This is a genomic window from Agarivorans albus (assembly GCF_019670105.1).
Taxonomy (GTDB): domain Bacteria; phylum Pseudomonadota; class Gammaproteobacteria; order Enterobacterales; family Celerinatantimonadaceae; genus Agarivorans; species Agarivorans albus.
The window spans coordinates 2,610,174-2,624,065 of the sequence record NZ_AP023032.1; the positions used below are offsets into that span (position 1 = coordinate 2,610,174).

Here is a 13,892-nt window from a genome sequence, read left to right on the forward strand (position 1 = left end):
ATTTACCCTTTTTTTTCGAATACCACCGCGCTATTTGGTGCTAAGCAAATGGTTAAACCCTTATCAGTTTGTTTACTAACAAAGCGTTTGTCAGCCCATAAAACCTGCCACTGCTGATCTAAACTTAGCTCTATATTCAAACTATTGTGCTCGTCCCAGTTAAACCAATATTGGCGAACTAGCTGCTGGTTTTGATATTGCTTAGCATGCTGCAAGCTAAAGTCAGCAAAACGGGCCGCGTCTGCTTGGTTTTTCTCTAGCACACTTAATACGCTAGCCTGCGCATCGTCTAGCTCTGTTAGGCGATCGCCAGAGAACACTATACCGCTGCTCGCCAATAAACTCACCCGGTGCCAGTTGTAAGCGTCTTCATCTGTCTGTTGGTTAGGGATATTATTTAAGGTCACACAGTCGGGGTCGTTATGCCATAAGCGCATATCTTGCCAATTGCGGAAGAAAGTCTCTTTAGCTATTTGCTTAAATCGCCCAATATTTCGCTCAACATCATCGGCAATACGCATCCCATGCACTAAACCTAATGAAGGCCACATTGGGGCATTACAGCCAAGAATGTAGGCCTGCCCATCACAGGCTTTATTGATGGTTTCCATACCCATTCGGTAAGCTTCAATCCGAGTTTTATTGGGATCAGCACGATAGCCTTTAGCCAATGTTCCCCAATAAATAGCGTCTAACTTAAAGTACTTCACTCCCCAGTGGTGGTACATATGGCTAAACACCTGGTGCAGATACTGGTTTACTTGCACTTGGGTAGTATCTAATACATACCAAGGCGTACAGCGCCACCCGCCATAAGTTACTTCTTCTGCTGCTAAAGGCTGACCGTCTTGACCTTTCACAAACCACTCAGGATGTTGCTTAAACAACCGAGACTCTGCTTGCGCAATAAAAGGCGCAACCCAAATCGCGGGCTCTTTCCCCTGCTCTCTAATTCGTTTGCATAAACCTTCTACGCCACCACTAAAACGATCAGACGGATACAGCCAATCCCCCATAAACTCTTGGTAGCCATCATCAATCAACAAGTAATCTAAGTGGTCATGTGGGCTAATAAGCTGTTGAAGATTTTCCTCAATATCCTCTGCGGATACATCAGCATAATAGTGATACCACGAGCACCAACCATTAGGCTTACTCGGCCAGCTAAGCCGAGGGTGATGCTGCTGTATTGCATTGGCAAATTGCTCTAACACGGCTTCGCGGCTCTCTCCGCTAGCCACAAATAAGCTTTCACTATTGATGTAATGGTGGGCGGGGATCGCAAGGGTATCGCTATCAATACCAATGACTAAACGGCCACTAGGGTATACCTTAAAATAACCACTAAAGCGGTGGCATGAACTAAAACCCAGTAAGATGTAACATCCGTTACTTTCAATAAGTAGCTGATTATATGCAGTAAAATGATCAGCATCTTCACTAAGCCGATACTCTCCTGCATCGGGGCAGCGACCAATCGCAGTGATGTTATTCGCAGTACCGTAGTTCTGCGCTAACATTTGAAAACCCTCACCATGAAACTTGGCATTGTCGGGTAATTGGCCGTCGAACAAATCAATCTGCCCTAAGCTCATGCTATGAGCAGACAAATTATCTACTCTTATCACACATTCCGCCCCACTCCATTGTGGCGTGTATAAACCTTGCTCATGTGGCGAGCTTAACTGCCACTGACGAACCAACCGAAGAACAGAATCAAGCTTTGAAAACACTTATCAACACCTTTAGTTACAATAAATTACGCGCTACACAGAAACAGCTAAAACAAAGATATATTTTAACTAAACACGAATTAGGCGGATTATAATCGAAGTCTTAGCAAAGTAATCAACATTTGTTGCTAGGTTCGACAAATTAAAGGGAACGATGAAATGTCAGAAAATACCCAAGCAGACCTATCGCTAACTAACGCCCTCCAAACCGTTTTGGCCAGCAAGCAACTGCCAAATATGCTCAATAGCCAACAAACCAAAACACTATGCAACATCCTAAGCTGTAACGTTATTGAGCTTGCAGAACGCATGCTACCTTTAGCAGCCAGTTTTTCATTTGCTCCCAAGTCTAACTTCCATGTAGGGGCGATTGCGGTCGATAAGCAACAACAGCTATTTTTAGGCGCTAACTATGAGTTGGAATATGGGCCACTAACCGGCAGTTTGCATGCGGAACAGAGTGCCATATTTAATGCACTTAGCCACCAAGCAGACGAACTCACCGATTTAGTGATTAATGCAGCGCCATGTGGCTATTGTCGTCAATTTATCAACGAGTTAGCTAACGCTGCGCAGTTAAAGGTGCGCTTTAATCAACAAAGTTATGGCTTCCCTCAATTGCTTCCTCAATCTTTTGGACCAAACGATCTAGGCGTGCAAGCTCCACTGGCTAAGCTTAAGCTTGATAAGGCCAGCCAAGCTCCCGATTTTGCTAAGGCTAGCTATGCCCCTTATACCCAAGTACAAAGTGCCATGTTTGCTTATCAGGGCGACAAAGTAATCGCTTGGAGCTGTTATCTAGAAAACGTAGCGTTTAATCCTTCTCTCTCGCCGCTTCTCACTTTATTATCTCAATTAACCCTTAATCACCTGAGCTTAAACAATGTTGAACGCTTCGAATTATGGGAACATAAAGACAATCGATTCAGCTTTAAGCAAGAATTACAAAATTTCGCGGAACATTCTCAAAAACCAATGGTCCATCATTACTATCCTTCAACTTAGGAGTATTTAAATGTTAGGAACTGCGCTAAGCGTTTCTGGAACTAAAGTGTTATTGCTCGGAGCAGGCGAACTTGGCAAAGAGGTTGCCATTGAATTACAACGTTATGGCGTTGAAATTATTGCGGTAGACCGTTACCCCAACGCTCCAGCGATGCACGTTGCGCATCGCAGTTATGTTATAGATATGCTAGATGGAGAGGCGCTAAAAGCCCTAATTCTTAAAGAACAACCACAGCATATTGTTCCCGAGATAGAAGCCATTGCCACCGACGCTTTGGTTGAATTAGAGCAACAAGGGTATGCGGTAACGCCAACTGCGCGTGCTACCCAACTCACCATGAATCGCGAAGGCATTCGTCGCTTAGCCGCCGAAACACTAGGTTTGCCTACTTCTGCATATCAATTTGCCGATAGCTTAGAAGAGTGCCAACAAGCCGTAGCAAATGTAGGTTTACCATGTGTACTCAAACCAGTGATGAGTTCTTCTGGTAAAGGGCAATCAACCTTACGTAATAGCAACCAAGTTACCGCGGCGTGGGATTACTCGCAAGAAGGTGGCCGGGCTGGTGCGGGTCGCATTATTGTAGAAGGCTTTGTGGATTTTGATTACGAGATAACCTTGCTTACAGTAAGTGCCGTTGACGGTATTCATTTTTGTGCGCCAATTGGTCACCGCCAACAAGATGGCGATTACCGCGAATCATGGCAGCCACAAGCGATGTCAGAGCTTGCATTAGCGAAATCACAAGAGGTAGCTCGTAAGATTGTTAGCGAACTGGGTGGTTATGGTTTGTTCGGCGTCGAGCTATTTATTAAAGGCGACGAGGTGTTCTTTAGCGAAGTGTCGCCACGCCCGCATGATACCGGCATGGTAACCCTAATTTCACAAGACTTATCTGAGTTCGCTTTACATGCTAAAGCCATTCTTGGTTTGCCTATCAAACAAATCCACCAATTTGGTGCTAGCGCTTCGGCAGTGATCATGGGCGATGGCAAATCTCAAGACATTCGTTTTAGTGGCTTGGCCGAAGCTTTAGATACTAGCGATAGCCAGCTGCGTTTGTTCTCTAAACCAGACATTAATGGTCAGCGCCGTTTAGGGGTAGCCTTAAATCGTAGCGACAGCATTGAGCAAGCCGTAGATAACGCCAAGCAAGTTGCGGCAAATGTTAAGGTGACTTACTAGTAATGACGGCAGGGTCATTTGCTTTAAATGACGAAGAATTGGCGCTTCTATTAGCGCCAAGCTCAGCCCCTGCCTCTTCAAAATTACTTCGAGTATTGTGGTTTCAACAAACGCCTATTTGTAACACCTCCCCCATTGAACACATTTCTGTCCAACAAGTTGATGAATTACAGCTGCAGCTTCAGCAATCCAATGAGTTTGACGCGATTGTTTTAAACTGTGCCAAATTAAACAGTGAGCAGCTAGCTTTACTTGCTGATTTACTTGAAGAGCAATCGCAGATCTCGGTATTTTTGATAGGTGAAATGCCCGCAATGTCATTTGACTTACCCGATTTTATCTACTGCTATAGCCAGCAAGAGTTAGATGAACAGTTTGCTCATTGGGGCGACAGCATTAACCAACAGTACCAACAATGGGCTAACAATAAGTTCGTTTACTTATATAACCCTCGACCTACCGAACCATTGCGGCAACAAGTGCAAGAGTTAGGTTTTAGCTTTTGTGAATATTGGCAGCCGCAGCAGCAAGGTATTGCTCAGCAACTCCAACAGGCTAACTTAGTGATGCTGGCAGTATACGATGATGATCCACATATCATTGATACCATAGAGCGTCTTGCGGCTATCTTGCACCGCCCTGGCTTAATACTGGTTTTTCAAGAGCAATCTAAACTGAAAAACAGCATAATTTTGCTGGCAAAGCATTACGGTTTAAACCTATATACGTCGATCACAGTTGGGCAATTCAAAACCCAAATAGGCTACTTGAGCCGTCAATTTTTCCGCTTATATCGCCACAAGTTAAATCAGCTTAGTCATGCCACTAAACATAGCCAGTATCTGATTCATGCAACGACAGACAACAGCTTAGTTGGCTACTGGGATTGGCCAACAAGCATTGAACAAGATGAACAGTTTAATGCCCCTGTTAATGCAGTATATTGGCACCACTTTAAGCAAGAGCTGAATCACCGTAATTTGACGCTAACGCAAATAGCCGATCATTACTCAGAAATGATGTTGGTGTTTAGCCCTGAGCTGCCCATGGAAAATCTAACTAGCTTAGTGCGTATTAAACAACAAAACGTACAACTAGCTTGGCAACCCAACTTAGTGGCTCAACTAATAAACAATCCCACAGTGTTGGACTTAATTGATGTGCTAGTGATTTCTTTGGATATGTGGATTTTGCTCAACGTAAATAATGACAATCGTGGATATTGGCAAACCATAAAGCAGCGCTGTTTAGAGAAACAGGTGTCGTTAGCGATATTAGGCGTGCAGCCTGAGCTTATTCAATATTGGCGGGATAAAGGATTTGATTTGTTAATTCACCGCGATGAAGCGGATTAAGTAGCCTAAGCAAATGCTTACTAGGCTACTTCGTAGTACTTAGGTGTAATAGATAATTCTTTATCAATGATGGTTTTTGCCATTCTGGCACATTTTCCACACTCAGAAGCAACGCCATTCTTTTTGCGTACATCAGCTAAGTTTTCACAGCCCTGTTGTACTGCTTCTTTAATTTGCTTATCAGTAATGCCGTGGCATAAACATACAAACATTGCTTCACCTCATCAATCACAATAAAGCAATTATATTGCGAACTATTATCATTCGCAATATCTTTTTAGGCTTATACCGGATTATCTACATCAATAAAGGTAACATCTAGGTCATGAGTTTCTGCCAGCCACTCCCCTAGTGCCTGCGCGCCGTAACGTTCGGTAGCGTGGTGGCCAGCGGCAAAGTAATCAATGCCCATCTCACGCGCAGTATGTACGGTGTTTTCAGAGATTTCGCCGCTAATAAATGCATCTAAGCCCTGCTCAGCAGCCAAACCAAGATAGGATTGACCACCACCAGTGCAAATACCTACTTTTTGAATACTATGGCCATTAGCAATGTGCAAAGGTTTACGTTGCAGCACCTGCTCGATACGTTTGGCAAACTCTTCACCGGAAAGTGGCTCTTCTAACTTACCTACCATGGCTACGCTACGCGGATCCCACGCTTCCAAGCCGCGCTTCAAAGTAATGCCAAGGCGCTTAGCGAGCTGTGCGTTATTACCAAGCTCAGGATGTACATCTAAGGGTAAGTGGTAGCCATAAAGGTTAATATCGTGGTTTAACAGCGCTTGCAGGCGACGACGCTTCATACCGGTAACCACTGCAGCTTCGTTTTTCCAAAAGAAGCCGTGATGAACCAAGATAGCGTCGGCTTTATGCTCAATGGCTTGGTCAATTAAAGCTTGGCAAGCTGTAACACCAGTAACAACTCGCTTAACCTCTGCACGACCTTCTACTTGTAAGCCATTGGGACAGTAGTCTTTAAACTTAAAGCTTTCTAAGTGCTGGTTTAATATGTTTTCTAATCGGGTATTTTTCATTACATTAACTCACAATGGTTTGGCACATTGTAAGTAGCAGACCCAGCTTTAAACAAGCCTTATAGATTAGAACAAAACAAACTGGTTAATTTTGTCAGCTTGCTGCATCCAACTTGGACGATCATTGCGCTTAATCCACTGGCGGTGTAATGCGCTATAGAAAGGCGCTCTTAGGCCAGCAAGGGCAACAAAAGGGAAAGAAACCAAACCCACTAAAAATAGTGCGATACGACGAACGATGATAATGCTGGTAGAAAATTGCTTACTCATTTCGAACACCTCAACTGGTTAGACCACCAAATGGTAGCTAACATTTGGTAATAAAACTACAAAAACCGGTAAAACAGTCGAAATAAAAAGCAAAATATTTAAATAAGTGTAAATTAATAACAAAAGGGCAACATTTGTGAATAAAAAAGCATGGGAAAATGATCTGCACTGGTGTTTAAACGCGCCGGCTTTGCTGCCTCATGCCCTGCCTTTTATGGTTGACTCTACCTGGCAGCAACAGTGGCAATGGACGCTTAAGGAGCATTTACCCCATATAGCTGAGCCACAGGCTAACTCTCGCTTAGGTTTATATTTTGAGCAATTGTGGCGGAGCTTAATTGAAGCACACCCAGAATGGCAGCTACTCGCCGATAATGTCGCTGTGCAACAACATGGGCGAACCCAAGGCGCTATCGATTTTTTGCTGGTAAACCATCAGCAGCAACAAATAGAGCACTGGGAGCTAGCGGTGAAGTTTTACCTAGCACGTAATGCTTCACCTTGCGCTTCTGATTACTTGGGGCCCAATCAACAAGACAGACTAAGCAATAAACTCAGCAAATTACTGCTCAAGCAAATCCCTTTAGGTAAACACCCACAGATCCAAGCATTAGCCAAAAACTATGCTAACTACTCTTTTAAACAGCGCATTGTGTTGCCCGGGTATTTGTTTAGATTAGGCAATGATAGCCACCCCACTCCACAAAATTTGCATTGGTATAGCCTAACTCAATGGCAGGCAATGCAAGCTCAAGGGTGGTATATATTAGCTAAGCAGCAATGGCTTAGCCCTAACACTTATCCACTAAGCAAAGCAGGTAATGTAGTAGATGTTTCACGAGGCCCTGTACAACTCTACTTACCAGAGCAAGCAAAGCAGCAGGAAAAGCGTATCTTTGTTTGCCCTGATGATTGGCTCACCAGGGCAAACAATATTAAGAGCTAGTTTTACTGTTCTTCAGATGAATACTCTCGCATCATCTCTTCAACGGTTTCAACCATATGTTTACTGCCACAGAAGAAGGGAACCCGCTGATGCAGCTCTTCTGGTTCAATATCCATAATACGAGTAAAGCCATCACTGGCCTTGCCCCCTGCTTGCTCAATCAAAAAGGCCATCGGATTACATTCATACAATAAACGTAACTTCCCTTTAGGTGCAGAAGCCGTTGAGGGGTAGATGTAAATTCCGCCTTTTAGCAAGTTGCGGTGAAAGTCAGACACCAAAGATCCAATGTAACGCGAGGTATAAGGTCGATTGGTTTCTGGTTCAATTTCTTGGCAGTACTTTAAGTACTTCTTAACCCCAGTTGGAAACTTAAGGTAATTACCTTCATTGATTGAGTAAATTACCCCGTCATCAGGAATGGTCATATTCTCATGAGAAAGGTAAAACACGCCTAACGATGGATCACAGGTAAAACCATGTACCCCATGACCTGTGGTATATACCAGCATCGTCGATGAACCATATACCACATATCCTGCAGCAACTTGGCGATGACCCGGTTGCAAAAAGTCCTCTAATACTGCTGGCGCACCACAAGGGCTGATACGCTTATAAATTGAGAAAATGGTCCCAACCGACACATTTACGTCAATATTTGAGGAACCATCTAAAGGATCCATTAGCACAACGTATTTACTGTCGATAGAACGAGCACTGTCAAAACTAACAAACTCATCTTCTTCTTCAGAGGCTACGCCACAGACCTCACCACGCGCTTCAAGCGCCGCTTTAAATTTCTCGTTCGCATATAAATCTAATTTTTGTTGCACTTCTCCTTGCACATTTTCTACGCCAGTAGCGCCGATAATATCAACTAACCCTGCTTTGTTGATCTCACGGTTAACTACTTTAGCGGCTAAACGAATAGCCCCTAATAGCTGAGTAAGCTCCCCTGTGGCATCGGGAAACTGGTGTTGTTTTTCTATTATGTATTCACCAAGAGTTATCATTTTAATCCCTATTTATTAGCACGCTTCCTATGAAAACCTTTTCAGCCTTCAATGTTATTTTGCAAGTATTTACGAAAAATTACTAGCACATCAGTTTAATTGTCATACATATAAAGCAAAAAAAACATTTGCAAAATCTCCAAACAAAGAATACTGTATATTCATACACTGTATAAAAAAACAGTTAAACTTCGACATTGACTTAGAGCATGGAGCGAACAATGGCACAACAAATTGAACAACTGCTACAAAGCAACAAGGTATGGCAAGGCAGCCAATGGCAACACAGTCATCTTGACGTTCATTCAAGTGGCTTTGCACAACTCGACCAACAACTACCTAACCATGGTTGGCCACAGGGCGGCATCACCGAGGTGCTGTACGAAAAACATGGCATTGGCGAGTTACAATTATTGCTTCCTGCTCTAGCTAAGCTTAGTCAACAATCACGCTGGATTATTTGGGTTGCACCACCATTTATGCCTAATGCCCCTGCACTACAACAACACGGCGTAGATATTAGTAAAGTCATTGTTATTCGACCTGAGCAGTGTAGCGATGCCCTGTGGACCATTGAGCAAGCATTAAAAAGTGGCTCTTGTAGCGCAGTATTAGGCTGGTTAGACGGCTTAGATTTAAAAGCCAGCCGCCGCTTGCAGTTAGCAGCAGAACAAGGAGATTGCTTAAGTTATTTATTTAGACCGCTACAGCAACAACAGCAAAGCTCTAGCGCCAGCGTAAGAATGGCCTTGCACCCTAGCAAGTCACCAGAACACATTAACTACCATCTGCTAAAACGTCGTGGTGGCGCCCCGCTCTATGAGCAACACATTCCACGACTTAATTAATGCCGATGCCTTTTATGCAAGTGCAACATGTATTGGATTTACCTTGATTTTCCCCAGCTCGCGTTGGACCTACTACAACGCGAGCACCCTAGCCAGCAGGCCTTGGCAATACACCACAACAAACAAATTATTCAGTTAAACCAAGTTGCACATAATTTGGGGGTGTATTTAGGCTGCTCACTCAATACGGCTTATCAGCTGGCACCTCAGCTCTGCTTATACCAACAAAGCGATTTATCTTGCGATGCTTACTTTATGGGTTTAGCTCAACAGGCTTTGCACTATTGCGCTCAAGTCGCCACTCACCCCGATAATGGCTTATATATAAGTGGTGCCGGTATGCATACCATTTACCCTAAACCAGAGCAGCATGTGTCTAAGTTGGTACAACACTACCAGCAACAACAGCTTAACTTTCGTATTGCCCATGCCCATAGCGCGATAGCTGCCCGCTGGTTAGCTCGATCACAAGATATTAAGCAAGCAGGATCGGGAATTACTCAGCTAGCAGATTTACCACTGAACTTTAGCGACTTACCCTCTCACCAAATCACGGCTTTACAAGCGATGGGCTTATATACCATTAAACAGCTTAATGGTTTACCTCGGCCAGAGCTGCGTAAACGTTTAGGCGAAGATAGCCTAGCGTTACTCGATCAAGCTAATGGGCGATTAACGACTCCACTACGCTTCATCACAGCACAAGCCCATTACCAGCAACGTTTTCCTTTATTAGCCGAAACCCACACAATTCAAGGTTTAATGTTTTCACTGAAACAGGCTTGCCAGCATTTTCAGCAGTGGTTAAGACAACACCAGCTTTGCAGCAATATATTGGTCCTGCACTTAAATTTTAGAGATAAACCCAGCGAACAAATTATCTTAAAAAGTGCTCGTTTATTACAAACCAGCCAAGATTGGCTAGCACTATTTCGCTTAAAGTTAGAATCTACTCGCCTAGCAGCTGCGGTGATTGAGTTTAGCCTAGATTGCCAAGCTCTTTATCCCCTTGGTCACCAAATCACCGGTTTGTTTGAACAACAGCAACCCATTGGTGATAGCTTGCTGTTTGACCAATTAAGTGTGCGTTTGGGCGAGCAAGCAATTAGCCGCTTAAGCTGCCAAGCAGATTTTCGCCCCGAATTCGCCAGCCAATACCAGCCTTTGTCTCGGCATGAGACACTTAATTACCCTAAACAGTTTGCTCGCCCTTGCTGGTTACTGCCGCAGCTAAAACCCATCAATATTGAACATTACACCCTACTCTCTGAGCCCGAACGCATCGCTAGCGGGTGGTGGGATGAACAAAGCATTAACCGAGATTACTACATGGCGCAAAGTCCCAATCAAGGTCTGGCTTGGGTATGCCAAGAAAAAAAACAGTGGTACCTGCACGGCTGGTTTGCCTAATGAATAACACACTTTTCGCCGAGCTTAATGCCCAGAGTAATTTTAGTTTTTTATACGGCGCTTCACACCCAGAAGAAATGGTAGAGCAAGCCCATCGTTACGGCTATCAAGCCATTGCCATTACTGATGAATGCTCATTAAGTGGAGTTGTTCGAGCTCATCAAGCCGCCGAACCATTGGCCATTAAGCTTATTGTAGGTAGCCAGTTCACCACCGATGAACAATGCCAATTGGTGGTTCTGGCTAAAAATATTAAAGGTTATCAGCAACTTTGTCGCTTTATTACTCAAGCAAGAAAGCACAGTAAAAAAGGCAGTTATCAAGTCACACTACAACAATTTGATCAACGACTTAACCAATGCTTACTCTTGGTTAAAGCCACTCCTGCGCTACAAGCAATACACCTTAAACAGCTGCAGCAATTATCTCAAAACCTCTATTTACTGTTACATAACGACTTATCTCAACCCACTAAAGTGCTAAATAGCTATCGGCAATTAGCCAAGCAACACGCAATACCCTGCCTTGCATCCATTAACCCACGCATGCACTTGGCTAATAGAAAGCGCTTAGCCGACATTCTTGACGCTATTCGCCAACACAGCACAGTGCAGCAAGCCGGTTTTTTATTAAGCAGTAATGCCGAACGTCGCCTATTACAGTGGCCTCATTTGCAACAGCGCTACTCTAGTGACGAATTAGCCCTTAGCACTCAACTTGCTGCGCAATGTTGTTTTAGTCTTAATGAGATCCGCTACCAATATCCTAAAGACAATGTACCGGCGGGTTACAGCGCCCAGCAATATCTGCGAGAACTTGTTGAAACAGGCATACAACAGCGTTTTGGTGAGCAGCTTTCTGCTGAACTACGAGCACAAATCGAACATGAGTTGAGCTTAATTAGCGAGCTAAATTACGAACACTACTTTCTCACTATTTACGATATTGTGGCCTACGCACGACAGCAAAACATTCTCTGCCAAGGGCGAGGCTCTGCCGCCAACTCAGTGGTGTGTTATTGCTTGCATATTACCGAAGTTAACCCCAGCCAAGTAGGTTTACTGTTTGAGCGCTTTATTTCTAAAGAACGTAATGAACCACCAGATATCGATGTCGATTTTGAACACCAGCGCCGCGAAGAAGTCATTCAATACATTTATCAAAAATACGGCCGTGACCGCGCTGCTTTAGCTGCCAGTATTGTCACCTACCGCACCCGCAGTGCAATTAACGAAATAGGCAAAGCCTTAGCTATTCCTGCGCATATACTACATGGCCTTAACCACAATATTGATTGGCGTGATGGCAGTAACTCAACCAGCCAAAAAATTGTTCAAGCTGGCCTATTGCCAGAAGCCAATGCACGCAATTTTGCTGAACTAGTGGAACAACTACGCGGCTTTCCTCGTCACTTGTCACAACATGTGGGCGGTTTTGTTATTGCCCAAGACAAGCTGTGTGACTTAGTCCCCATAGAAAATGCCGCCATGGCCGATCGCACTATCATCCAGTGGGATAAAGATGACTTAGAAGCACTACATTTAATGAAAGTAGATGTACTGGCTTTGGGAATGTTAAGCGCCATTCGCCGCTGCCTTGCCAGCTTAAGCCAACGAGAACAACGCACCATTAGCCTTAGCGATATTCCACAAGATGATAGCGCCACTTACGACATGTTATGCAAAGGCGACAGTGTGGGCATTTTCCAGGTTGAATCTCGCGCACAAATGAGCATGTTGCCACGGCTAAAACCACGCAACTATTATGATCTAGTGATAGAAGTGGCGATTGTTCGCCCCGGCCCAATTCAAGGCGACATGGTGCACCCTTACTTGCGCCGACGTAATGGCGAAGAGCCGGTAGATTACCCTAGCCCAGAAGTAGAAGCCGTATTAGCGCGCACCCTTGGCGTGCCAATTTTTCAAGAACAAGTAATTAAGTTAGCCATGGTAGCAGCAGGATTTAGTGGCGGCGAAGCAGACCAACTGCGTCGCGCTATGGCCACTTGGAAGCGCAACGGCAAGCTAGCCTACTTTCGCGATAAACTCATCAACGGCATGCAACAGCGCGGCTACCCTGTCGCATTTGCTGAGCGTTTATTTTCGCAAATTCAAGGTTTTGGTGAATACGGCTTTCCCGAGTCTCATTCAGCCAGTTTCGCCTTATTGGTTTACATTTCATCTTGGCTTAAATGCCATGAGCCAGCGGCATTTTGCTGCGCACTGCTTAATAGCCAACCCATGGGCTTTTATAGCCCTAGTCAATTAATTCAAGATATACAACGCCACGGGGTGAGTATTCTGCCCATCGACATTAACCAAAGCGATTGGGAACATAGCCTCGACTACAGCCAAGATCCTAAGGGCGCAATTAGATTAGGATTAAAACAAGTAAAAGGACTAAACAAACAAAAGTTTGCTCGCTTATTAGCAAATCGACCAAGCCAAGGTTTTAACCAACTCAGTGAATTAACCCAGCAACTCGACAAAACCAGCTTAGAGTCTTTAGCCACTGCCGACGCTTTTGCCTGTTTAGCTGGGCATCGCCACCAAACCCGCTGGCAAATGAGCGGTACCGAGGCCCCCTTACCGCTATTTGCTATGCCCAAAGAAGCACCGGTAAACTTAACTGCACCTAGTGAAATAGAAGATATTCGCCAAGACTACCACGCAACTGGGGTTAGTTTGCGCCGACATCCACTGCATTTATTACGTGAACACCAAGCATTAAAAAATTGTTACTCACAAGCGCAATTGCATCACTGTAAACACGGTCAGTTAGTTAAGGTGGCAGGTTTAGTAGTGGGTCGACAACGGCCAGGTTCTTCAGCCGATGTCACCTTCGTCACCTTAGAAGATGAAACGGGCAACAGCAATGTGATAGTCTGGTCAGCAACGGCTAAAGCGCAGCGCCAAGCTCTTATTTCTTCTCGTCTTCTAAAAGTACACGGACGATTAGAACGCTGCGATGAAGTGATACATATTATTGCAGGGAAGCTTGAAGACTGTTCGTGGTTACTCGCCGATTTATCGGTACGCTCGCGAGACTTTCGCTAAGCATGCGATAGATAAACAACAGCAAATAGGACAA

Annotated in this window: 12 protein-coding genes; 7 read left to right on the top strand and 5 right to left on the bottom strand. The window is 44.4% G+C overall.

What is annotated here, in order from left to right:
* Nucleotides 1-2: 2 nt before the first annotated feature.
* Nucleotides 3-1,733 (bottom strand): glycoside hydrolase family 36 protein, encoded by a 1,731-nt coding sequence (locus K5620_RS11935; RefSeq protein ID WP_051147616.1) that lies wholly within the window; start codon nt 1,731-1,733, stop codon nt 3-5.
* Nucleotides 1,734-1,892: 159 nt separating this feature from the next.
* On the opposite strand from K5620_RS11935, the gene cdd reads away from it, so the two are divergent.
* The 3 genes from cdd to K5620_RS11950 are packed head-to-tail and all read left to right on the top strand — an operon-like array spanning nt 1,893 to nt 5,279.
* Entirely contained in the window at nt 1,893-2,738 is an 846-nt protein-coding gene (gene cdd / locus K5620_RS11940; RefSeq protein WP_016401891.1) for a cytidine deaminase, read from the top strand.
* Between the two features lie 10 nt (nt 2,739-2,748).
* Nucleotides 2,749-3,924, top strand: a complete 1,176-nt coding sequence (purT, locus tag K5620_RS11945) for a formate-dependent phosphoribosylglycinamide formyltransferase (protein ID WP_016401892.1) — start codon at nt 2,749-2,751, stop codon at nt 3,922-3,924.
* Nucleotides 3,925-3,926: 2 nt separating this feature from the next.
* On the top strand, nt 3,927-5,279 hold the full coding sequence (locus K5620_RS11950) for a hypothetical protein (protein ID WP_016401893.1): 1,353 nt from the start codon (nt 3,927-3,929) through the stop codon (nt 5,277-5,279).
* Nucleotides 5,280-5,299: 20 nt separating this feature from the next.
* Here the strand turns inward: K5620_RS11950 and K5620_RS11955 are convergent, their stop codons facing one another.
* The 3 genes from K5620_RS11955 to K5620_RS11965 form a co-directional block, all read right to left on the bottom strand.
* Entirely contained in the window at nt 5,300-5,491 is a 192-nt protein-coding gene (locus K5620_RS11955) for a bacterioferritin-associated ferredoxin (protein WP_016401894.1), read from the bottom strand.
* Between the two features lie 71 nt (nt 5,492-5,562).
* Nucleotides 5,563-6,315, bottom strand: a complete 753-nt coding sequence (locus tag K5620_RS11960; protein ID WP_016401895.1) for a Nif3-like dinuclear metal center hexameric protein — start codon at nt 6,313-6,315, stop codon at nt 5,563-5,565.
* 66 nt (nt 6,316-6,381) lie between these two features.
* Nucleotides 6,382-6,585 (bottom strand): DUF2517 family protein, encoded by a 204-nt coding sequence (locus tag K5620_RS11965; RefSeq protein ID WP_016401896.1) that lies wholly within the window; start codon nt 6,583-6,585, stop codon nt 6,382-6,384.
* A gap of 136 nt (nt 6,586-6,721) precedes the next feature.
* On the opposite strand from K5620_RS11965, the gene K5620_RS11970 reads away from it, so the two are divergent.
* On the top strand, nt 6,722-7,531 hold the full coding sequence (locus tag K5620_RS11970) for a DUF1853 family protein (RefSeq protein ID WP_016401897.1): 810 nt from the start codon (nt 6,722-6,724) through the stop codon (nt 7,529-7,531).
* A 2-nt stretch (nt 7,532-7,533) separates the two neighbouring features.
* Here K5620_RS11970 and fbp read toward each other — a convergent pair whose 3' ends face one another.
* Nucleotides 7,534-8,544, bottom strand: a complete 1,011-nt coding sequence (gene fbp, locus K5620_RS11975; protein ID WP_016401898.1) for a class 1 fructose-bisphosphatase — start codon at nt 8,542-8,544, stop codon at nt 7,534-7,536.
* 221 nt (nt 8,545-8,765) lie between these two features.
* Here fbp and imuA point away from each other — a divergent pair, with 221 nt between their 5' ends.
* The 3 genes from imuA to K5620_RS11990 are packed head-to-tail and all read left to right on the top strand — an operon-like array spanning nt 8,766 to nt 13,858.
* On the top strand, nt 8,766-9,392 hold the full coding sequence (gene imuA / locus K5620_RS11980; protein WP_016401899.1) for a translesion DNA synthesis-associated protein ImuA: 627 nt from the start codon (nt 8,766-8,768) through the stop codon (nt 9,390-9,392).
* Nucleotides 9,393-9,419: 27 nt separating this feature from the next.
* Entirely contained in the window at nt 9,420-10,802 is a 1,383-nt protein-coding gene (locus tag K5620_RS11985; RefSeq protein ID WP_016401900.1) for a Y-family DNA polymerase, read from the top strand.
* Nucleotides 10,802-13,858 (top strand): error-prone DNA polymerase, encoded by a 3,057-nt coding sequence (locus K5620_RS11990; protein ID WP_016401901.1) that lies wholly within the window; start codon nt 10,802-10,804, stop codon nt 13,856-13,858. The genes K5620_RS11985 and K5620_RS11990 overlap by 1 nt, the downstream gene beginning before the upstream one ends.
* The last annotated feature ends 34 nt before the right edge of the window (nt 13,859-13,892 follow it).